The organism is Candidatus Poribacteria bacterium (assembly GCA_026702755.1).
Lineage (GTDB): Bacteria > Poribacteria > WGA-4E > WGA-4E > WGA-3G > WGA-3G.
Window position 1 is genome coordinate 59,627 of sequence record JAPPBX010000112.1, and the last position, 22,609, is coordinate 82,235.

20 protein-coding genes and 1 pseudogene are annotated in these 22,609 nt (G+C 47.5%); 11 read left to right on the top strand and 10 right to left on the bottom strand.

Going from position 1 to position 22,609, the window contains the following annotated elements:
* Positions 1-100 precede the first annotated feature (100 nt).
* The 8 genes and pseudogenes from OXH39_22130 (at position 101) to OXH39_22165 (ending at position 9,574) form a co-directional block, all read left to right on the top strand.
* Entirely contained in the window at positions 101-586 is a 486-nt protein-coding gene (locus OXH39_22130; GenBank protein ID MCY3553168.1) for a hypothetical protein, read from the top strand.
* A 10-nt stretch (positions 587-596) separates the two neighbouring features.
* A pseudogene (gene floA / locus OXH39_22135) lies at positions 597-1,478 on the top strand (flotillin-like protein FloA).
* Between the two features lie 79 nt (positions 1,479-1,557).
* Entirely contained in the window at positions 1,558-2,589 is a 1,032-nt protein-coding gene (gene floA, locus OXH39_22140) for a flotillin-like protein FloA (protein MCY3553169.1), read from the top strand.
* Between the two features lie 239 nt (positions 2,590-2,828).
* On the top strand, positions 2,829-3,314 hold the full coding sequence (locus tag OXH39_22145) for a hypothetical protein (GenBank protein MCY3553170.1): 486 nt from the start codon (positions 2,829-2,831) through the stop codon (positions 3,312-3,314).
* 109 nt (positions 3,315-3,423) lie between these two features.
* On the top strand, positions 3,424-5,637 hold the full coding sequence (locus OXH39_22150) for an N-acetylmuramoyl-L-alanine amidase (GenBank protein MCY3553171.1): 2,214 nt from the start codon (positions 3,424-3,426) through the stop codon (positions 5,635-5,637).
* 99 nt (positions 5,638-5,736) lie between these two features.
* On the top strand, positions 5,737-6,726 hold the full coding sequence (locus OXH39_22155; GenBank protein ID MCY3553172.1) for a dipeptide epimerase: 990 nt from the start codon (positions 5,737-5,739) through the stop codon (positions 6,724-6,726).
* 58 nt (positions 6,727-6,784) lie between these two features.
* On the top strand, positions 6,785-7,498 hold the full coding sequence (locus OXH39_22160) for an SDR family NAD(P)-dependent oxidoreductase (GenBank protein ID MCY3553173.1): 714 nt from the start codon (positions 6,785-6,787) through the stop codon (positions 7,496-7,498).
* Between the two features lie 294 nt (positions 7,499-7,792).
* The gene (locus OXH39_22165) at positions 7,793-9,574 is read left to right on the top strand and encodes a von Willebrand factor type A domain-containing protein (GenBank protein ID MCY3553174.1); all 1,782 of its coding nucleotides are present in this window, start codon (positions 7,793-7,795) and stop codon (positions 9,572-9,574) included.
* A 32-nt stretch (positions 9,575-9,606) separates the two neighbouring features.
* Here OXH39_22165 and OXH39_22170 read toward each other — a convergent pair whose 3' ends face one another.
* The 8 genes from OXH39_22170 to OXH39_22205 all read right to left on the bottom strand — a co-directional run bounded on the left by OXH39_22170 (position 9,607) and on the right by OXH39_22205 (position 17,116).
* Entirely contained in the window at positions 9,607-10,986 is a 1,380-nt protein-coding gene (locus OXH39_22170) for a sulfatase-like hydrolase/transferase (GenBank protein MCY3553175.1), read from the bottom strand.
* A gap of 2 nt (positions 10,987-10,988) precedes the next feature.
* Positions 10,989-11,831, bottom strand: a complete 843-nt coding sequence (locus OXH39_22175; protein MCY3553176.1) for a sugar phosphate isomerase/epimerase — start codon at positions 11,829-11,831, stop codon at positions 10,989-10,991.
* A 268-nt stretch (positions 11,832-12,099) separates the two neighbouring features.
* Positions 12,100-12,774, bottom strand: coding sequence for a hypothetical protein (locus OXH39_22180; GenBank protein MCY3553177.1), 675 nt, complete (start codon positions 12,772-12,774; stop codon positions 12,100-12,102).
* 4 nt (positions 12,775-12,778) lie between these two features.
* Positions 12,779-13,594, bottom strand: a complete 816-nt coding sequence (locus OXH39_22185) for a hypothetical protein (GenBank protein ID MCY3553178.1) — start codon at positions 13,592-13,594, stop codon at positions 12,779-12,781.
* Between the two features lie 3 nt (positions 13,595-13,597).
* Entirely contained in the window at positions 13,598-14,218 is a 621-nt protein-coding gene (locus tag OXH39_22190; GenBank protein MCY3553179.1) for a hypothetical protein, read from the bottom strand.
* Positions 14,219-14,226: 8 nt separating this feature from the next.
* Positions 14,227-15,372 (bottom strand): fibronectin type III domain-containing protein, encoded by a 1,146-nt coding sequence (locus OXH39_22195; protein MCY3553180.1) that lies wholly within the window; start codon positions 15,370-15,372, stop codon positions 14,227-14,229.
* A gap of 116 nt (positions 15,373-15,488) precedes the next feature.
* The gene (gene aroB, locus OXH39_22200; protein ID MCY3553181.1) at positions 15,489-16,577 is read right to left on the bottom strand and encodes a 3-dehydroquinate synthase; all 1,089 of its coding nucleotides are present in this window, start codon (positions 16,575-16,577) and stop codon (positions 15,489-15,491) included.
* On the bottom strand, positions 16,574-17,116 hold the full coding sequence (locus OXH39_22205; protein ID MCY3553182.1) for a shikimate kinase: 543 nt from the start codon (positions 17,114-17,116) through the stop codon (positions 16,574-16,576). The genes aroB and OXH39_22205 overlap by 4 nt, the downstream gene beginning before the upstream one ends.
* Positions 17,117-17,654: 538 nt before the next feature.
* Here OXH39_22205 and OXH39_22210 point away from each other — a divergent pair.
* The 3 genes from OXH39_22210 to OXH39_22220 all read left to right on the top strand — a co-directional run bounded on the left by OXH39_22210 (position 17,655) and on the right by OXH39_22220 (position 20,616).
* Positions 17,655-18,251 (top strand): GNAT family N-acetyltransferase, encoded by a 597-nt coding sequence (locus OXH39_22210; GenBank protein ID MCY3553183.1) that lies wholly within the window; start codon positions 17,655-17,657, stop codon positions 18,249-18,251.
* Positions 18,252-18,275: 24 nt separating this feature from the next.
* The gene (locus OXH39_22215) at positions 18,276-18,800 is read left to right on the top strand and encodes a GNAT family N-acetyltransferase (protein ID MCY3553184.1); all 525 of its coding nucleotides are present in this window, start codon (positions 18,276-18,278) and stop codon (positions 18,798-18,800) included.
* A gap of 97 nt (positions 18,801-18,897) precedes the next feature.
* On the top strand, positions 18,898-20,616 hold the full coding sequence (locus tag OXH39_22220) for a glycosyltransferase family 39 protein (protein ID MCY3553185.1): 1,719 nt from the start codon (positions 18,898-18,900) through the stop codon (positions 20,614-20,616).
* 31 nt (positions 20,617-20,647) lie between these two features.
* Here the strand turns inward: OXH39_22220 and OXH39_22225 are convergent, their stop codons facing one another.
* Both OXH39_22225 and OXH39_22230 read right to left on the bottom strand, forming a co-directional pair.
* Positions 20,648-21,298, bottom strand: coding sequence for a nucleoside monophosphate kinase (locus OXH39_22225; protein ID MCY3553186.1), 651 nt, complete (start codon positions 21,296-21,298; stop codon positions 20,648-20,650).
* 88 nt (positions 21,299-21,386) lie between these two features.
* Positions 21,387-22,439: a TIM barrel protein gene (locus OXH39_22230; protein MCY3553187.1), complete on the bottom strand. Its 1,053-nt coding sequence runs from the start codon at positions 22,437-22,439 to the stop codon at positions 21,387-21,389.
* Positions 22,440-22,609 lie beyond the last annotated feature (170 nt).

Here is a 22,609-nt window from a genome sequence, read left to right on the forward strand (position 1 = left end):
TATTGAATTACGCAGCTTCCCACGCTGGTCAGGTTTCACACCTCGCCAGCGGTGCATAATACCTTCCGGTACCGGGGGTGTGTGGTTTGGAGGAACAACTATGATATGGTTTCTGGTTTTCCTGATAGGCTTTGGAATTCTGTTGGTATTTATCGAGTTGTTAATCCTCCCAGGATTTGGGGCGGCGGGTGTGCCGGGCTGCCTCCTTGTACTCATAGGTCTTGGGGTTGCTTGGTGGAAATTTGGTTTCCAAACTGCAATGATTTATGGAGGGATAACACTGGTGACAGTTATCCCGTTGGCAATAATAGGGTTGTCGGTAATGCGTTCAACGCCTGTCGGTAAAACCTTTATTTTAAGTGCAACCCAAGATAAGTCAGAGGGTTTCCATGCGCCGCCGTCGGAATTGATAAGTCTGGTTGGAAAGTCTGGTAAGGCGTTGACACCCCTGCGACCCGCGGGGGCTGCGCTCATCAGTGGACATCGCGTTGATATTGTCACACAAGGCGAGTTTGTTCCCGCAGAAACTGAGATCGAAGTTATTTTTGTGGAAGGCAGTCGTGTCGTCGTCCGTAGTTTACAATAGGAGACAAATAATGATAGATGTATTTACAGGGGGAATTGCCCTTGTTGTCTTAATTGTTATCATAGCGTTCTTTTGGTTCGTCCCCGTTGGTCTTTGGATTGCTGCCATTGCAGCGGGGGTTCCTCTCCGAATTTTTGACCTGATCGGGATGCGTCTCAGGCGCGTAAATCCGAACGTTATTGTGAAGGGTTTAATTAGTGCCCACAAGGCTGGGTTGAAGGCCGTCACTTCCGAATTGGAAGCGCACTATCTTGCCGGTGGTAATGTACTCAATGTTGTCAGCGCACTTATCGCTGCGGATAAAGCGAGAATTGAGTTGAATTTTCAACGCTCTGCTGCTATAGACTTGGCTGGACGGGATGTCTTTGAGGCAGTTCAGGTTAGCGTTAATCCGCGGGTAATTACCACACCAAAAATCAGTGCGCTCGCCTTAGATGGGGTCGAATTGATAGCCACCGTCCGTATTACGGTGCGTACGAACATCAATCGGCTCGTCGGCGGTGCCGGTGAAGAGACGATCATCGCGCGTGTCGGCGAGGGCATTATCAGCGCAATCGGTGCCTCTGAGACCTATGAAGACGTACTTGAAAATCCGGATATTATTTCAAAAACGGTGCTCGACCGCGGGCTTGATGCTGGAACTGCTTTTGAAATCCTCTCTATTGATATTGCTGATGTCAACGTTGGCAAAAATATCGGAGCGGAACTCCAAGCGGAGCAAGCCGAGGCGGATTTGGTTGTCGCGCAAGCAAAGGCGGAGGAACGCCGGGCTATGGCAGTCGCTCGGAAGCAGGAGATGACTGCAGGCGTGCAGGAGATGCGTGCGAAAGTCGTTGAAGCAGAAGCACAAGTCCCTCGTTCCTTGGCGGGTGCATTCCGTGAAGGCAACTTAGACACTTCAACAGAACAGTAACCGAACTTAATAATATAGGCGTGGTCGGATGATCGCGCTGTATTGGAGAATTGTAAATATGACAACAACAATGGTCGCAATTATTGCTGTCGCGCTTATCTTGTTCCTAATCGTTATTAGCTGGCTCGTTCCAATTGGTTTGTGGATTACTGCTATCGCAGCAGGTGTGAAGGTCGGGATTTTTGATCTCGTTGCGATGCGTTTGCGGCGTGTCCCACCCGCTGGGATTGTGGAACCGCAGATTAACGCAACAAAAGCAGGCTTAAATCTATCACTTGACGATTTGGAAGCGCATTTTCTTGCCGGTGGGCGCGTTTCAAGCGTCGTGGCGGCGCTGATCGCCGCGGATAAAGCCAACATTGATCTCGGTTTCGCGCAAGCGGCAGCAATCGACCTTGCCGGGCGTGATGTCTTGCAAGCCGTTCAGGTGAGCGTTACGCCTGAGATTATTGATATTCCAAGTAGAGAAGACCCTAACAACGGCATCACTGCTGTTGCCCGTGATGGCATCCAGTTAATTGTGAAAGCACGTGTTACGGTGAGAGCCGATATTGACCGACTCGTTGGAGGGGCTACCGAAGATACTATCCGTGCCAGAGTCGGCGAGGGAATTATTACAACGATCGGTTCATCGGGAAGCCACAAGCAGGTTTTGGAAAACCCTGTTGGTATTTCAGAGACAGTCCTTGATAGAGGGTTGGCCGCTGGGACTGCCTTTGAGATTCTGTCTATTGACATCGCCGATATAAATGTCGGCGAGAATGTCGGTGCAAAATTACAAACCGACCAAGCGCAAGCTGAACTCAAGATAGCACGTGCAAAAGCGGAAGAACGCCGCGCACGCGCCGAAGCGGAAGAGGAAGAGAACAAAGCACTCGTCGAAGAGATGACAGTCAAACTGATTGAGGCTGAAGCAGAGGTACCGCTTGCAATCTCGGACACCTTTGATACGCAGAGGATGAGTGTGATGACGTATTACGAACTCCGTAATATCCTCGCGGACACGGAGATGCGTCAGTCGATCGCTTCACCCGGTGGTACACAGGAAATGGACACAACCCGTTCAGCGCACTCTCTCGGACTTTCATAGTAGGAAGGTTATCAGTTATTAGTGGTCAGAGGATCAGTTTTCGGTTTTCAGTTTTCAGAGGAATAATTGTTAGTTGTCGGTAGTCAGTAACAAGAGTGTTCCGTTAAAGGATACCCTCTTAACTGATGACTGATGACTCTAAAAGAGAGGTGCTGTGGCTGCCACAAGAGACCTCTTAACTGATAACTGACCACTGATGACTGATGACTATTAACTGATAACCAACGAAGGAGAAAATGATGGAAAGTATCATCCAGCTGCTGGCACCGCTGATTATCGTGATTCTAATATCACTCGTGAGTAACTCGCGTCGGCGGAAAGCACAACAACGGAATATGGAAAGACAGCAACAACCAAATATTGAAAGGCAGACGGATGAGAATGCGATGCCGGAAAGTGATGATGCGCTGCCTCCTTTCATGGAAGACTTTCCGTTTGTGACGGAATTAGAGCAGCAGGTTTCACAGCAGGACGAAGAGACCATGCCAGTTGCTGCCGTAGAATCAACACCTCCCGAATCGGAGGAACCGGATCCGGTTGTTGAAACACCACAACCCCAACTACCTCCAGTGCCTGTAGATTCTCCAACCGGAAGGCGACCTATCCCTGGCACGTCATTACTGCAGTTGTCACCGCAAACATTTCGGCAAGGCATCATTCTCTCAGAGATCCTTGGTCGTCCCAAAGGACGTACCCGTCGGCGGTCAGTCGTCAGCCGTCAGTGAAAATTAGCCATCAGCCTTCAGCGGTCAGCAAGAGGACGCTGGTTTATCAGAAAGAAACCTCTTTACTGAAAGCCGATAGTTATTCCTAATGAAATGGAGAGGTTTTTGCTTGGGTATTTCTTCAGATATACGCAAAAGCATGTCAGGGACCAACACCCACCTCATCGAACCGCAAGGAACAATTAAAATATTTCACAAAATTTCTGTTATCCTGCTGGTTTTTCTGGTGTTTGTCGGTTGTTCCCAACGTCGGGAATTGGCGGAGCAGCAGGCACCTTTTCACTTTCCCCCTTACACTCGTCATCTTAAGGATTTCAAAATTTGTCTGGATCCGGGACATGGCGGACAGGGACATGTTCCGAATTATAAACGCGGACCAACAGGCGTTCGCGAGGCGGAAGTGAATCTACGAGTCGCCCTTTATCTACGCGAACTGTTACAAGAGATCGGGGCAAATGTCATTATGACGCGTGTTGATGATTCTTATGTGAGTCTGGCAATGCGAAGCCAGATTGCCAACGAGAGCGGTGCCGATTTTTTTATCTCGCTTCACCATAACGGAATTGATAATCCGAAAACGAACTATACTTCTACGTGGTATCACGGCGACGCGGACGATTCGCGCCAGAGTCTTGATCTTGCACGGTATATTCAGCTGGGTGTCTCGGACGCGCTGGAGCTGCCCACCTCTCCAGCAGCGGGACTTTATTCAGATAAGTTAATAACTGCCTCTGGTTTCGGGGTTTTGCGAATGACCGAATGTCCAGCAGTTTTGTGTGAGGCATCTTTTCTCTCGAACCCAGAGGAGGAAGCGAGACTGCAGGAGGACGACTACCTCAGAAAGGAGGCGTACGGTTATTTTCTCGGTATTGCCCGTTATGTGGAAGGCGGGTTTCCGAGAGGTGTACTGGTAGAACCGCAACACGCCTCCGTCATTCAGACGAAAACACCGCTTCTCCAGATTCAAGTTAAGGATGGACTCCATGAACGGGGCGCGTGGATGCTCAAACGCCAACAGATATTCACCGACTCCATCCGCGTCAAAATTGATGGTGTGAGTGTCCCATATCACTATGATCGCGATACAGATCTGATTACTGTCGCCATTGAAAATCCGTTATCAAACGGGAAACATTTTGTCGAAACTGAGTTGGTGAACTATTACGGTAATCACAGTCTCCCTTCGCCACAATGGTTTAAGGTGGCACCGCCTGCAGTAATGTTGGATCTCGACGCGTGGGTAGATACGCTCCCTGCGGACGGGAAAAGTTACGTTGGTATCTCTGTAACCGCACGCGACGCTGAGGGAATGCCTATCGCTGATGGTGAACCGATTCACGCTGAAACCTCAAACGGCACACTCGCTGCGACCCGTCAACTCTCAAAAGGTGGCACATCGTACTTCTATCTATATGCTCCTGAGATACCCGGCACGGCAACAGTGAAAGCCTCTTATGGGGAGACAAGCGGATCGCTTACAATTCACTTTTCAGACATTGACCATGCGATTGTTCAAGGACAAGTTTCTGACGCAAACTCTGGGAGACCCCTTGAGAATGTACAATTACATGTGCCTCCACATTTGACCACATCCACAGATGCTGAGGGACATTTTTTCATCATGACCGGTAGCGATCTGGAAAATCTGGGTGAGAAAGTGCTTCACATTTCTAAGTCGGGTTACTATCCCGACAAACGTGAGATTTATATCAAGACGAATCGGTCAATGGTTGTCCGTTCTGAACTTCATCCGATTGCAGACGGTGCGTTTGCTTCGACTGTCATCGTTCTTGACTCACAAAGTGATACGCCTACCACTGAAAAACTGATTGAAACGTTAGAGGAACTACTGAAACTCGCTGGGGCGAAGGTCTATAATATCCATAGCCCCGGACGAAGAATCTCTGTAGAGGAGCGAATAAAAACAGTTAACGCTATCGCGGATAGCGGATATTATTTACAGATTAATCATGGGCAGTGGACGAAGGGACAACCTGCATTGGTTGCAGCGCACTACCGAGGCAATCAAGGGACAGAAACATTTCTAAAAGAAATATTGAAACAATTCAACAACACACTCTTTGAAACACCTATTGTCACCGTCCAAGATAGAACAACGCCTGAAATCCAGCAGACGAACAAAATGGCGATGACGCTCGAAATCAGATCTTTGAATCATCCAAACGCTTCTGCTGTACAGGAGGCTTATGCAATCTTCTTCGGCGCGTGGACTCTCCTGAAAGGCGATGGAGAAATTGATGCCGAAAAACAGAAGCGTTTTATGGCATACCGAAAAGAAAAGCAAGCATATTCCCCTTATTAGACAGAAGTACGTAGCTTGGAACGAAGTGGAAAGCGGATCCACGGAAAGGCATGTCAAAAGAGCAATCTACCTGAACGAACCGCAAGGAAAATTAGGAAAATGGACGTTAAAATCACAGAATTGCACCTCAAGGACCCCTTCAAGATCGCCCGCCGTGCGACAGACGCATCCCGACAGGTCGTCTCGGTAGAGATTGACGGTGGCATCGGTGAAACGGCACCCGCGCGATTTTATGGTGAAACCGCTGAGACAGTCAGTGTAGCATTGGAAATCCTTGCGCCCGCGATTTCTGGCGATCTGGATGCAATCCATGATGTGATGGAGACTCTTGAAACAACACTCGGCGGCAATTACGCAGCGAAATCCGCCATTGATATGGCACTCCACGATCGACTCGGTAAAAAGTTGGGTGTTCCGCTCTATCAACTTTGGGGACTCAATCGTCATAGAACCCCTTGTACATCTTTTACCATTGGACTTGATGAACCTGAAATGATGGCGGAGAAAACGAGACGCGCTGAGATGTATTCGATCCTGAAAGTTAAACTCGGCACACCTCGCGATATTGAGACAATTCAGAAACTTCGCGATGTGACAGATAAACCTATTTACGTCGATGCAAATACGGCGTGGTCACCGAAAGAAGCGGTTGGTAAGATCAGAGAACTTGCTCAATATGGTGTGGAATTGATTGAACAACCGACGAAACCTAATGATCTGGCAGGACTCAAGTTTGTCCGCGAACATTCAGAATTACCGATTATTGCCGATGAGAGCGTCAAACGCGCAAGCGATATACCGACTCTCGCTGAATGTGTTGACGGTATCAATATCAAACTCGTCAAGTGTGGTGGATTGCTTGAAGCGCGCCGGATGATAAGTGTCGCTCGTACACACGGCTTATCTGTTATGTTGGGGTGTATGATAGAGAGTTCGCTCGGTATCACCGCAGCTGCACACCTGACACCACTCGTAGACTATGCCGATCTGGATGGTCATCTGCTTATTGCCAACGATCCATACACCGGTGTAACTCTTGATGAAGGTAAATTGATACTACCAAAACGCCCCGGTATCGGGGTTGTATGAAATGTTTTCATTCAAACCTTTATATACATAACTACTAACCAAATGGAGAAATTTTAAAATGACAAAACAGAACCGTAATGTCCTTATCACCGGCGGCACCGGTATATTAGGAAGTGCCGGCACCAAAGCCTATATCGCCCAAGGCGATAACGTTGCTGTCACGTATCTGTTTGAGAACGAAGTTGAGAATTTCAAAAAGCTCAATCCAGACCTTTTTGAAGATGTCACCTTCCTATTTGCGAACGTTACCGAGGAAACCGAAGTTCAGAAAACCGTTCAGGAATTCATATCCCAATTTGGTTCGTTGGATGTCCTGGTGAACATTGTTGGAGGGTTTGTCGGTGGGATCCCAACTGCGGAGCTTGAAGAGGATAGATGGGATTTCATGATGAACCTCAACCTTAAGTCGGTTTTCCTCTGCTGTAAGACGGCAATTCCGCACATGACCGCGCAGGGTTACGGGAAGATCATTAACGTCTCTGCGCGCGCTGGCTTAAAAGGAGAGGCGGGATTGAGTGCTTACTGTGTCTCTAAAGGTGGTGTACGTACTTTAACCGAGTCATTGGCTGCAGAGGTGATGGATTCGGGAGTGAACGTCAACGCCATTATGCCGAGCGTTATGGATACACCTGCTAACCGAGAATCTATGCCGGACGAGGACCATGACCGATGGGTAGCCCCTGCCGATGTAGCGAAGGTGATATGCTTCCTCACTTCCGACGATGCAACTATCATCAACGGCGCTGCTATCCCTGTTTACGGCAGAGCCTAATTTACTGACCTCTTGCACGGGCGGGCATTGTCGTCCGCCCACTTTCCTTAAAGCGCAATTCACTCTTATCCAACCTACGCAACCCTATCTATTTATCCCTCGCCATCCTGTCCCATTTTGTGCAGGGCACGAATCGATTTGCACGATTTTGTGCAGTTTATCTCCGTCCTTCCTCCAAATTCGCCTATATCGGTCGTCTCAGAGAATGGCACGCAAATTGCTTATGTCCTATACAAGACTCGTAGAGTATGGTGAAACTTTCATATCACTAAGAACTTTTTGGAGGTATAAGAAATGCGTATCAAAAGACTTTCAGGTGCACTCGTGGTCTCAGTCGTGTGTCACATCGTTGTTGTTATTATTACCGGTTTCCATTTGGTAGCACAAGACCGTCAGTTCAAAGAACTTCTTGGGGCAGAATTTATTTTATTTTCAGAAGCACCGAAACCGAAAGTGCGTAAACCGGTTATCGAATCTGTGATTAAATCAACTGCTCCGTTGCAGAACCCAAATGCTCCAAACACACCAACCGCTAATGGCATTATGTTTGAAAGACCACCTGGGTTAGCAATGGTTCAACAGGTCGGTGCAGCACGAGACCAAACTGTTGAAAACAGGAGACTCAGTGGTGTTAAAGTACCGAAACAACATCCTCAGATATTAATGCCTCCAAACGGCACTGTCTATGATGATGTCTTCTTTAAAGGTGCCGGCACCAATCCGTTCATTGATACAGAAGATGACGCGTTTTCGACGTTTGGCATGGATGTAGATACCGCTTCATATTCCGTCATGCGGCGTTACCTCCGAGACGGTTACCTCCCACCCCCAGAAGCGGTCCGCGTTGAAGAATTCGTCAACGCCTTCGATTACAATTACACACCGCCGGCAGACGAGGCATTCGCTGTTCATCTTGAGGGCGCGCCTTCAAAGTTTGGCGAAGGGAAGCGGCTTCAATTGCTGCGAATCGGCATCCAAGGGCGCGTTATTTCTGACACTGACCGAAAGGATGCGATACTTACCTTCGTGATTGATGTCTCTGGTTCAATGTCTCGGGAAAATCGATTAGAATTGGTAAAAAAAGCATTGACACTTCTGCTTGAACAGCTCCGTCCCAATGACAAAGTGGGCATTGTCGTTTACGGCTCCAATGCTCGGGTGGTGCTACCTCATACCGGCATTGTGAATCGAGAACACATCTTAACCGCAATCCGTGCGCTTGCTCCAGAAGGGGCAACGAACGCAGAGGCAGGACTCCGAATGGGATATAAACTTGCCCTCCAGAATTCAAAACCAGATTGCATTAACCGCGTGATTCTGTGTTCAGATGGTGTAGCGAATGTCGGACAAACCGGTTCCGATGCGATTCTCAAAGAAATTCGCACTTACGTTAAAGAAGGCGTAACGCTGACAACAGTCGGTTTCGGCATGGGGAATTACAACGATATTCTTATGGAACAACTTGCCAACAAGGGAAATGGTAGTTATGCCTATGTTGATACACTGAACGAGGCGAAACGTGTTTTTGTGGAGAATCTGACTGGCACGCTACAAGTCATTGCGAAAGACGCTAAAATCCAAGTTGAGTTCAACCCGGAAACCGTCAGTCGATTTCGGCTGCTGGGGTATGAAAACCGACGGCTCGCGCATGAAGATTTTCGCAATGACACTGTAGACGCTGGCGAGGTCGGTGCAGGACATAGTGTCACCGCGCTCTATGAAATTAAGATTCACGAAGATGCTAACGGCAAACTCGCGACGGTCTCCATTCGGCATGAAAACCCGGACACAGGGAATGTAACAGAGGTAAACAGGTCAATCTCTACGGATGGGTTGAAGGGTTCATTTGAAGAGGCAACCCCTGCATTCCAACTGGTTGCTTCTGTTGCTGAGTTCGCCGAAATCTTGCGAGGCAGCTTCTGGGCACAAGATGGGAATTTAGAAAGTGTGCGCGAGACGCTTGAAGGGGTCTTACCGCATATCCATGCGAAAACTCGGGAACACAGCGAGAGGAACGAAGAGTTACTGAGTCTTGTACGTAAAGCGCAACGCTTTAAAGAGCAAAAAGCACTATAGCATTTTTCGACAGAGCCACTCAGTTGTTTTTATTAACGAAACGGTTTTTTCAGTTGCGTCTGCATAAGTCGCTCCAAGATTTGCAGGCGTAACACCGTTTCAACATCCGCCACTTCAGGTATACCGGCGAGATTCTGTGTTTCATCCGGGTCGTTCTGCACATCAAACAAGAGATAGACTTCACCCTCGGCGTTGAGAGCAGCCTTCCACTCCTGATTTAGGAGCATAATCTCACCCTCTATCTCTGAAATTGCAAATTCACGATGTGTCGTTTCCGGTTGCGTGAGAACTGGACACAACGATTTTCCGAATTGACTGTGCTCTAATTCGCCTCCCACCAATTCAACGAGCGTTGGACCGATATCGATCCATTCTACCGGACTCTCGCAGATACTTCCGGCGTTTGTGCTGTCAGGGGTTCGCACGAGCAACGGGATTCGGACTGCGCCGTTCAGAAAATTGCTTTTATAGATGAGTCCGTAATCACCGTTCATTTCACCGTGGTCGGAGGTGTGGACAATGATTGTGTTTCCAAGTTCGCCGCGTGCCTCAATTGTGTCAAGAATCTCGCCAATCTGTGTGTCAATGAGCGTGACGTTGCCTGCGTAATTCGCGCGGAGTCTCCCGATCTCACCGGGTTCAAACGTTGGATTCACCCGCTGCATCAGTCGATCTAAATGTCCACGTGGACGCTCTCCGGCAGGTGGACGCGATATGGCTGGCGGCATATTCTCTGGGTCATACATGCTGGCATACGGTTCGGGGGTATCCCACGGCTCATGTGGTCCACCGAAACTGACCCAACAGCACCAAGGTTCCTCTCGATCATAGTTCTGGAGGTATTGCTTTGCCTGCTGTCCGACATAGACATCGGCGTAATTTTCAAATCCCAACGTTGACGGACGGACAAGATGCGGTTTCGTGCTGAACCTTTCGCGATAATCGGCGCGATAGGCATCCCAAAGTCCTTTCGCCTCCCATTCCGCCGTCATGTGTGACAACACATTCGCACTTGCCCTCGGTCCACCGATTTCGTTCACATCGTCTAATCCATAAGCGTTCATCAATCCTTCGCGTTCACGTAAGTCCCCGTTATGTGGGTGGAGATGCGTCTTACCGAAAAGGCTCGTCCGATAGCCAGCCTCGCGCACAGCTTGCATCCATGTGGACGTTTCAGGAGGCATCTGATGGTTCATGTTGTTCCAGACATGGGTGTTGTGGGGATACAAACCTGTTGCCAAACTGAGCCGCGTTGGGATACAGACCGGAGATGTTGTGACGCAGTTGGTGAATCGGACACCTTCACTTGCGATACGATCCAGATGTGGTGTCTGCACCCAACCACCGCTGCAGCCCATCGCATCCCACCGCTGCTGATCCGTCATCAGGAAAAGAATGTTTGGGGTACTCATCACTATCCTCGTTCAATTCCGGCTTCCGTGAAGGCGTTTGACAGTGTTTGATATGAGAGTGTGGCAGCAGCGAGCGGATCATAGTTTTCTCGTGCCTGCACCATAAAGCTCACTTCGGCAGTGATGAATCCGTCATAGCCGTGTGCTTGCATCCGTTTGAGGTAGTCAACATAATCGAAAGGGCCTTCGCCGGGGATGAGGAATTCGTGGTCAGGTGCAGTGCCGCGCTGGTCCTTAACGTGTGTATGTGCTGATACCGCTGCTAACGCCGCCACCGTTTCTTCCGTCGGCATACCCACAATATCAAAATGGCTGATGTCGAAGTTGACTTTGAGATACGGTGAATTGACGATTTCCAAGAGTTCAAGCACTTTTGCAGGTGTGTCGATGATTGCACCGATATGCGGTTCCATGGCAATAGTAACACCGCGTGATGCCCCGTAATCGACGAGTTCACCGACCCGTTCTGCAAGGAAATCTTTCTTGGTTTCCCATTCTTCCGGTTTTCCGCCTGGAGTCGTATTGACCGCGGGCGGTTCATCACCTTGTGCAAGTTCGACGGCGAGATCAACACCACCTTTTAATCGCCACATGTTTTTGGCGTGTGCGTCCGGATCTATTTCCAATAGACTGGAGTGTGCCGCGATTGCCGGTAGTGCTAAGTCGTGCTGCTCCAATAGAGATGCTATCCGTTTCCGTTCTGCAGCGTCAAGCGTGCTGAGTTCGGTCGTGAAGCGTGGAATGATGGTGAGTTCAACGCCATCGTATCCAAGTTCCGCGAGATGGGAGATGGCAGTGTCTATAGGAACGGTGGGCATCCCCCATGTGCTATATCCGAGTTTCATCTTTTTAATTTTCCTTGCGGTTAAATGATGTGGATTTGAACTTTAGCATCCTTTTTTTAAGTTCGCCCTCTACTACGTTACGGGCTACAGATTTTGTAGTACTATGAAAAAGATTTCACGATGGTTTTTAGCGAAGCTCACGTCCAACTCTAAGAGGAACGTCTGATCCACCAAAAATCTGTGAAAAATGAAATTATGCCTTAAATGGCATAATTTGTCTTTGCTTTATACTTGGAGCACAAGGCATAAATCTAATAGTTAAAAGATGTCAAAAAATTGCGCTGAGCCAAGTGTTTAGCAAGAAGTCAACACGTTGAATGAGGAGCGCAACACGACCCATAACGGTGTTCCCGAATGCAGCACCGAACCCGATCATGAGAAAGGCGATACCGACCTTTGAAAGCCATTTGACAGGACCTCGGTGTTCAACAGAGAAGAAGAAATAGGTGAGTGTACAAACAACCCCAGCAAGCATGAGTCCTGCCTCAAGAATGCCCCAGCCAGTGACGGTCCCAGCATGGATGCCCCCAAAAGGTTCAACCGTTCCGCGTGTCTGCGCGAAAATAAATGTCTGTAACATCAGTGGAATGGAGATTCCTGATCCAAACCCGACAAGAACAGCACTCGGATAGCGAATCAGCCATGTGTGCCGCGGAGACAAACCACCAAAGAACAAAAGCCCCAGTGCTATTGGAATCAATTTTATCAATCCTATCCAGCCGGCTTCTCGAGGGATTCCTGGCCAGAAAGGTTTAACCGCCGCCCAAAATGGCTCCCAAGCAAATGGGATAAAGCCTTGGTGAATGTAAATAACGATGTAGTATCCAACTGATATTCCTATAAAAAGATATTCAGCAAACCGATAGAATGGATTATCTCGATAAAGGAAACTGTAAATGGACAACGTCAAAAACGCCGCGAGCCAGATGCCAAAAATTTCCATAAATTTACTCCTCTTGCCGGTTCCGAATGAAGAATGTGATATTACCAAGAATGACTAAACCGACAATCAATAGATGCACAAACGATTCAATATTAATCCACTGCATTCCTTTTGCCGGAGCATCTATGAGGCGTTCATACTCAGCAGCTCCCGCAATACCTGCTATTAAGCCTACCAATTGTCCGGTTTGCAGGAACGGATACATCTGCGCTATAATAACCCCGGTGACACCTGCAGCGACTTGTAAATTGTATTGTGTGTTCGCATAATTGATCCATTGCTCTGTGGTGCTGCCAGAAGCGAAGTCCACCAGAAGAGAGATTTGGTCGTAGTTTGTGATGTTTTCCATTATCGGAATTTCAGCAAGTGCTGTTCCGTTGTAGTCACTTTCAAAAACATCGGCGATATTGGTTCCCATTCCAAGCATAACCAGTACACCTCCGGGTCGGTAGCCCAGGAAAACATAATCTTCGCCAGCCGTGGCTCCGCTCTCTTGGGCAATTTCTTCCATCAGTGTATTTGCTAAGGTGGGCCCATCGGGAGCTAATGTGACACCAATAACACGGACACCTTTATCAAAGCACTGTTTGAGGACGGCCCTCCCCATCGGATGGAGTTCCGGTAGACCTGCAGGCCCATAATCAAATGCAATCATGATGGTTGAATCTGCTTCTAAATTATCAATATAATCGTAGAGCTGCTGTGTGGGTTCAGAGACCGAAATGGGTAAATTCACCTGTAGTTTCGTCGGGATGATAACTGCAAGGGCAACGAGAATAAAGACCACTCGCCTGTCCATGTTCATCAATTTATCAAGCATCTGTTAATCTCCTCCCCCTAAGTACGAGCGTTCAATTCCGAGTATAATTCGGATGGATTGCGAAATTACACCTAAACTCACTCCGAGTATAATTCCCCGCCTTGCTGAAAGGTTCGGGTTATTTAAGATCCACTGTTTCATACTTGATGTCTCACTCCAAATTAAGTCTCCAACTGGGACATTCCCCAGCATGACAATAATCGCAGTGACAAGGAGTAGGGTCGCCTCAAATGAGCGAGCACGAAATGCTCGATATGCCGCCGATGCAATAAAGAAGGCTAAGAGTGAAAACATAGTGGCCTCCATCGGCACTTGAACGTTGTTGAATAACCATTCAAACACAGAATGCTGCGGTCCAAAGGGTACCCCTATGACAACCATTATGATAATGCCGACGAAAACAATAAAACTGTATCGCCAATACTCTGTACGCCGACGAATACGTGTCACATGCGCGCGGATAAGTGTCACTGTCGCCAAGACCAATGCGAAAGGCGTAATAATGAGTACCCAACTATTCACCTCTTCGTAAAAGAATTGAGAATAGGGGTGTGGACTAAATCGGGTCAGAATTGTCGCAACGCCAAAAAGAAAACAGAGCACTAAAGGTACTTGTCTTTTCATAAATCCCCCTAATTCACCTTTTGTAAGAGCGTTGTTATCCAATTGACACCGGACAACTCAAGAATCACGCCCAGAATCATAGTTATGAAAATGAGTACCTTTCCCCAATCTTGTCCTCTGAGACTCCCAAGTAACATCGGTTCTCTGGACAGATAAGCACTCGCTGCGTACAATTCTTCACCAATTAAAGTATAGTCGCATGCAGCGATAAAGAACGGAAGTTGGTGCTCAGAGTCTGTTCCTGCAATCTGAATGGCACCAATAGAATTGCCTGTTTCCGCGAGAATAAGCGATTCAGCGAAAAATTGACCTTGTAAAAATATCGCCGCGGGTTTTTCACGAAGCATAATACCATCCACACCAGCAGCGTAGGCGAATTGGCTTTCACTGACAAAGAAAACGTTTTCCTCGTTATAGACATCCGGACGACCTTCATCAAGATATGCTGTTCGCACGACCTCACGCACGACATTCATAACAATTGGATCCCGGCAAGGCACACGCAATGGTGTTTCATAATCGGCAGTTCGCCGTGCCACTTGCCCCAGAATTGTCATACTCGCAATAGTAGGGACATCATCTACGCGACCTAACCCTAAGGTATAGAGAATAGAGCGTCCCATCTCCGTGGCTCTACCGATGGCTTCATCTACAGCCTCAAGTCCAGGGATGCGCCGAACGAAGATATCTTTACCACTCCGCGCATAATAGATATTCCAAAGAATAACGGCACCAAAAAGAAGCATGGCGATAAACAGCGGGATTTTGCCGGTATGAAACCATTCCCCTGTTCCTTTGACGGGGACGGTTTGTTCGGAATCCACTGTTGCCTCTGTCTCGCTAACGGCGCGCACAATGTAGGCGTAGGCGTTCCCTTTTTCAATAGAGGAATCGACATAAGTCGCTGTTCCGGCAGGCAGTAGTTCACCGATTTCTTCAAGATCGCCGTCTGCTATCCGCCGCAGGATTTGATATCCTGTGATACCGCTATCTTCGGGGGCTGTGTCCCACTTGATAGTGATGCTGGAGCCATCGTCGTTGGGTGTATCCACTGCCGTGACGTTTGCCGGTGGGCTGAGTCCTTGGCTAAACGCAGTGCCAATGCTTAGGCACAGCACCAAGCAGACGACTGTCCATTGAGTTGTTTTTATCATAAATGTTATGTTCCTCGTGTAATGGTCATCGGTTATCAGTTTTCAGTGACAAGAGGTGCTGTGGCTGCCACAAGAGACCTCTTAACTGATAACTGAAGACTGACCACTGATAACTATTAAAAACATTGCGAGATAACTTCTAAAACATGCCGATCGTCTACATCGTCGCGGATAACGACTTCTCCGATACGCGTCGGCAGGATGAGGCGGAGTTTACCGCCTAACGTCTTTTTGTCCAAATACATCGCGTCACATAACGCTTCTGGGGTGAGATCGGGTGGGAAGGCAATCGGCAGTTTCGCACGCTTTAGGAGTGTCTGTTGCCGTTGAAAATCGGTTTCGGAGAACATTCCCAAATTTACTGCTAACTGTGCGGCGCAGTTCATCCCGATAGAAACCGCTTCACCGTGTCGATACCTATTGTAATGTGTCAATGCTTCAAGCGCGTGTCCGAAGGTATGCCCATAGTTGAGGACCATCCGCAATCCACTCTCTTTTTCGTCTTTAGCAACGATTTCTGCTTTGTTAATACACGCTTGCGAAATTATCTCAGTGAGTGCTGTGTTGTCTAAATTTAAGATAGCGTCAAGGTTTTCTTCAACCGTCTCAAACAGCGGTTCATCGCGGATAACGCCCATCTTGATAACTTCAATAAGTCCTGATCGGATGTCGCGTTGCGGTAGCGTTTTGAGCGTGTCTACGTCGATGAGTACCAGTTTCGGTTGATGGAATGCGCCGATGAGGTTCTTGCCCTTCGGATGGTTAATCGCTGTTTTACCCCCAACGCTTGCGTCAACCTGTGCCTGTAACGTCGTTGGAATCTGGACGTAAGGGATACCGCGCATATACACAGCTGCGGCGAATCCAGCCAAGTCACCGATAACACCACCACCGAGCGCGATAAGCGTTGAACCGCGATCGAGTTGATGCGCGACTAAGCTATCCTGTATGTGGGAGAATTGGGTCAATGATTTGTTCTCTTCGCCAGCGGGAACTGCAATTGTACTTACATCAAGACCAGCATCTTCAAGACTCTTCAGGACAACAGGCATATAGCGCGCTTTAAGGAATGTGTCCGAAACGATGAGCACCTTATTCGATTTTGTATGCGGTGTAAGGAGTTCGCCAACTCGGTTGAGGAGTCCTATCCCAACGACAAGGGGATAACTATTATCTCCGAGTTCCACGTGTAAGGTTTTCGTCATTTTGGATTCCTGGTGCTTCTTACAAACATCCGTTTGATGTGCAAGATGATTTCACCGAATGAGCGTCCTGTCGTTCTCACCATATAATCGGCTTCTTCATAATAAGGCCGTCGTTCTGCTAACATTGACTGGATCTGCGCGAGCGGATCGGGTGTTTGGAGCAACGGTCGATGTGTCTGGTGTCCAACCCTCCGATAGATTTCTTCAGGGGTTGCTGTTAGACAAAAAACAACACCGTTCTGCTTCAGTGCTATCATGTTGGCTTCTTTTAAGACAACACCGCCTCCTGTAGAGATAACGGAGTTATGCCGTTTGGAAACTTTAAGAACGGCTTCGCTTTCAAGTTCTCGAAAAGCGGTTTCCCCGTCCTCCTCGAAGATATTGCTGATACGTCGCCCGCTATCTCGCTCGATAATGTCGTCTGTGTCCACATAACGCATCCTGAGTTGTGTCGCGAGCCGTCTACCGACAGAGGTTTTTCCGGTTCCCATAAAACCGACGAGCACGATATTGGGGCTTTTTTTGACCGGTTGTTTCACCTGATTTCCGCCTTTTAATAGTTTTCGGTTACCAGTCGTCGGTTTGCCTCGCAGTGAGAGTTAAAGAGCAGTTTGTAACAAATTAGCCCTTCTTAGCATATTCCAACATAGGATCGATTGCTAGAGGAAACTTCTTAACTGAAAACTGACGACTGACGACTGAAAACTATTCTTCTGATAACCGACAACTGATGACTGACAGCTATTATAGCATTTTGGAAAAATATTGTAAAGATTTTGCACCAATTTTTGAGGTGTGATATAATTGCGAAAGTTTGGATATTTTGTAAATCTGGATTCGCGACATAGATAAAAGCGTGCAGCCTGAAACGAAGTGGAAGGGTTTTTGTGTCAGAAACACCTAAGTAAAATGGTGCTTCTTCGGATTTCCTATGCCAGCGACATCTACAGATAAAACAGTAACGAAACCGTAGCCCGAAACGAAGTGGAGGGGTTTTGCTTGGGTGTTTCTTCAGATCCTGAGCGAAGAGCACCAAAGTACAGACCACGTCGTTTAACCGCAAGGAAAATTAAAAAAATGGCACGACAACTTAGAATGGTACGTCCCAATTTGGAAGATTTACCAGAGTTAGAACTTCCGGCAGGCTACGGCATGCGAACCTATCAAGAAGGTGACGAGGTGCACTGGGCAAATATCATTAGCGACTCGTTCGGTGGCAGAGAACGCACCGCGCAGGATACGAGGAATGAGATTACTGGTAGAGATGTATTTCTCCCTGATGGACTCTACTTCACAACACATCAAGATGTTCCTGTTGGGACTGCCTGTGCGTGGCGGGAATCTGTAGATGAAAAGGATGTCGGATATGTGCACATGGTAGGTGTTGTCGCTGAACACACCGGACATAAACTCGGAAAATGGGTTTCGCTCGCTGTTCTCACCTACTTCCGCGACAACGGGTTCATAAGTGCAATGCTGGATACCGACGATTTTCGTGTTCCTGCTGTAAAGACCTATCTGAATCTGGGATTTATACCTGTTTACGTTGAAGACGAACAACCCGAACGATGGCGGAAGATTTTTGAGAAACTGGGATTGCCCTCTATGTCAGCAGAAATTGCAAACGTTAGAGAAACACTTCCCGAGGAACTGTGGACGAAAGTTTCACGTTAATATATGGTGGAAGATCAACTCAGAATGGCTCGGTATGATTTGGAGAATCTACCGAAGTTTCGGTGTCCTGACAACTATCATATCCGAACTTATCAGCGCGGAGACGAAGTCTATTGGGCACGAATAATGGACAGAACCTTTGTAGACCAAGGCAGAACCTCTGAAGATACTTATGCTAACGTTATCAACCAACCCAATTTTGATCCAGATGGATTCTGCTTCGCCATCCACAGAGATGTTCCTATCGGCACGGCGTGTGCTTGGAATAGGTGTCATCGTGGCAAACCGATCGGCTACATTGATATGCTCGCTGTGCTCCCAGAACATACTGGACATAAACTTGGAAAATGGCTGACGGTGTTTCTCCTGCACTATTTTAAAACGCGGTATGTGGCGTATGTCATGTTAGACACAGACGATTTTCGTCTTCCTGCAATCAAGAATTATCTCAACTTAGGGTTTGTTCCTGTGTATGTAGGTGAAAATCACGGAGAGCGTTGGCGGACAATCTTTAAAAAGCTGGATATTCTCCGTGGCGTGATCGCATAGGATGTTTACGATTTTACCATAAAAGATGAAATCGCTTGTTACGGTGAGAAGATCCTTCAATCTGGCAAACTACGCTGGTTTTACGAATAACCTTATTATGCCAACGGTTCTCGCTATTGGTTTTGTACTACGCCTCATCGGCGTAAACGTTGGCTTACCCGATTCTCCCGACCCACGTGAAGTTCTAATCGCACAAGATGTGCTGAATCTTATCCACTTCACGGCACCTCCACAAATCTACAACTGGCCCGGAACAGCGTGGTTTTACATCATTGCTGGCGTAGGCAAATTGTTATCGTTCTGTGGTTGGTATCCGACAGAGGCCCGCGTAATTTTACTGGCACGCTGCATCAATGTCCTGTTGTCTACAGCAACGCTTTGGTTCACCTATCGTATTGGGTTTCACTGTTACAGCAAACGTGTAGGTCAACTTGCAGCCGGATTGCTCGCTGTTGCGATGTTACACGCCACTAACGAGTCGCGTTTCGCACTTGTCGACATCCCTGCCACTCTCTGTGTGACACTGTTTTTCTGGCACCTGACGCGCGCGCGTTCTGCCTCAACTACGCTTACGTTTCAAACCGCGATATGGCTCAGCATCATTGTGGGGGTCGGCTTCGCCGTCAAATTTACGACTATCTTTGTTGTTTTTGCCTTGTTGTGCTTTGTCGGTAGTAGACATTTTTATCGCAGGCTTGCGACAATTGTTGGTATCTCTGCTTTAACTTTTACCTTTCTCTGCCCTTATTGGCTCATAGATTTAATCTCACCGGAATGGAATCTCTTCTTTCAGGATTTTTGGTATGAAGCGTCTCATTATCACTGGGGACACTTCGGTCTCATGAGCACAGCAGAATCTGATTGGCTGGGTCGGTTTATCTATCTGTGGACACTTTTGAAATGGGGTATGGGGCTGCCACTTGCAGTCCTTGCCAGTTTGGGGGTCTTGTGTGCGTTCGTGTCGCTTAAAGCAGTCAGCAGTCAGCAACGGACTGGCAGAACGGAAGAAGGGAAGGATGAGGATCCCAACCTTCCAACCCTCCAATCTTCCAACCAAGAACCTTCGAGTTTTCCAACCTTCCAATCCATCCTCTTACTATCTTTCGTTATTCCTTATTTACTGTTTATCGGGATACACAAGGTTAAGTTTGTACGCCATCTGCTAATACTCTATCCAATACTCACCGTGCTTGCTGCTGCCGCACTCAGACACTTACCGAATGTTGTAGAGACACTTTTGGGGGTAGTACGTTCACGTAGGATTGGAAACTCTGAACATCCGACTATAGTCAAAGCATTTGGGAGATGGCTTCGCGTAATCTTGGGTGGTGCCGTCGTGCTTTACTCGTTTGTTTATACTATCTCTTTTGCTTCTGTCCTGCTCACGCAACCCACTCGAATCGAGGTATCGAACTGGGTATCAGTACACATTCCTCAGGAAGAATCTATTGCTGTTGCTCCAGAAATTCTATTTGACTGGCTTCTTCCTGAATTGGACATGGTGATAGGTGAAGAGGTAAAATGGGTTCTTATCCTTGTGCCAGATCTCGAAGTGTTTCAAAAATATCGAGCGCGTCCTCAATCTTACGAAAAAAAGGATTGGTATCCTCTCAGTGAAATTGACTTGGAGGAAGTGCTCGCGTTTTACATGCACGTTTTAGGGGAAGGAAGCCCCTACAAATTGCACAAGACATTCCGACGGACACCAGCGTTTTTTGGTATTCAAATATCCGATAGTGGTGCGCCGTTTCCAATGCGCTCGCTTGCACATTCTGAATTCCGCGTTTATCGCCGTGCCGATGAAAGAATGCCCTGAGTGGACAAGAAATGGGATTTTGCGCAATTGTTTACATGAGCGGGGGCTTGAAATGATTTTTTTGAATGGGCACAATCGTTGATAAGATTTGATGAAGTACATCCGCTGCAGTCGTGTCGGCATCAATGATTCGAATCATATCTTGCGGATAGTAATCAATCAATGGTTCGGTTTCCCGTTTGTAAACATCCCACCTGTAGCGAACTACGATTTCTTCGGAATCGTCGATTCGATTTTCTTTCAGCGACCGTCCCCGAATGCGTTTAAACATCACTTCTCGGTCCTCACAGACCATGTAGATCACCTTAAAGAGTTTTATATAAGGGGCTATCAAACCGGCTTGCGTGATGTTTCGTGGAATGCCATCAAGTATGAGCAGATCGTTTTCTGGCGCGTAAACCTGCTCATGGGTTTTTGCCGCCATGTAGTCCTGCCAGATTTTGATTGTGATGTGATCTGGAACTAATTTACCGATTCTTGCGTATTGTTGGAAAATTTGTCCGCATTTGGAATTGACATCAAGTTCGCGGAACATATCTCCGCTGGAGACATGGAAAATGCCTGGGATTTGTGCCAGCATTTTCCCTTGTGTTCCCTTACCAACACCGGGGGGACCAACGAGCATCACTGCTTGATAACACGGTCCATCCGCCTCATGTAGAGGGCTTATATCCGTTGTCATGTCTGTTTTTGTCCTCTGCCGCCTTTTATTTCTCTTCATTGAGTTGGCGTACCTCGCGCAAAAGTTTCAAGTGCACCTATAATAAACCTCATACACCAAGGAGGTGTTCAAGAATGTAGAAGTCCAAGCCTTCATAGTCTCGAGCTGCAATAAATTCCTGTTCAACCTTTTTATCAAACGTCCGGACCTTTTCAAGTAGGTTGAGAAAAGTTCTGCGACTACTCAATAAATGTTTTGTTGAGATGTCGCGCGGTTGTGTTCGCATGACTTTCACATCCAAACCAACGAATTCACCGTTTCTACCGTATCCGTTCTCTTCAAGTACGCGCACCTGATTAAATGCTCGCCGCAAATTAACGGAACCGAAAGCCTTATCTTGGTCGAATTTTAATCCATTTTGGTCGTTGAGATGTACACTCCAGAGTTTCTTATGATAGAGCGCGTACCCCATTTCATCGGACGGTTCTAATCCTGCGAGAATGGCGTGTGCACTTTCGATTAATCCGCCAACGCGCGCTGGCGCGTTGCTCGCATAAGCCAAACCGATCGCATGCCCGATGGTTGGAATATAGGCGATGTCCATCGGTTCATTCGGTTTCGGTTCAATTAGGATTCGGATTTCTGGGTCGTATTCAAGCATCGCGTTAATTGCGTCCAAAATCTGTCCAACAGCCCCCGCCGCGTTTTTCGTTTCCCGAATGTAAGTGCCTTCGCGGGCGAGCCATAATACAAGATTTTTGCACCCGATTTCATTAGCAACATCCACACACCGTTTTGAGCGTTCCAGCGCATACTGTCGTTCTTCTGCAGAGTTGGAGGTATAAGCCCCATCAATAGTCTTTGGAGATTCCCACAACCGTGGTGCCACCACCTCTGCTGTCAGACCGTGATTGTCGAGTTGCGTTTTGACATTTTTTGTCCGCGCGATTAGCTGCGTATATGTTTTCTCATCAATATCGGGGACAATGTCATCGTCGTGAAATTGAATTCCAACAAAACCGAGGTCCCGATAAAACCCAACCTTTTCGTCAAAACTAAACGATTCTCGAACAGGTGGTCCGAAGGGGTCTAACCCCTCATGTATGTTCCATGGTCCAAAAGAGAAACAGTATTCTGTTGTCCCTTTAGAAGGTTCGCTCATCTTTTTCTCCTATGCGCAACGTTTTTTGTTCTACTTCGTTTCAGGTTAATCGCCTTTAATTCACTTTACTTTACAAACGCTTGAATAGCTATGAAGGGCACGAAAAAACCACTTGACTTTTCCAATAAATAAGTATAAAGTATTATTTAAAATGTGTCAAGTAATTCTGT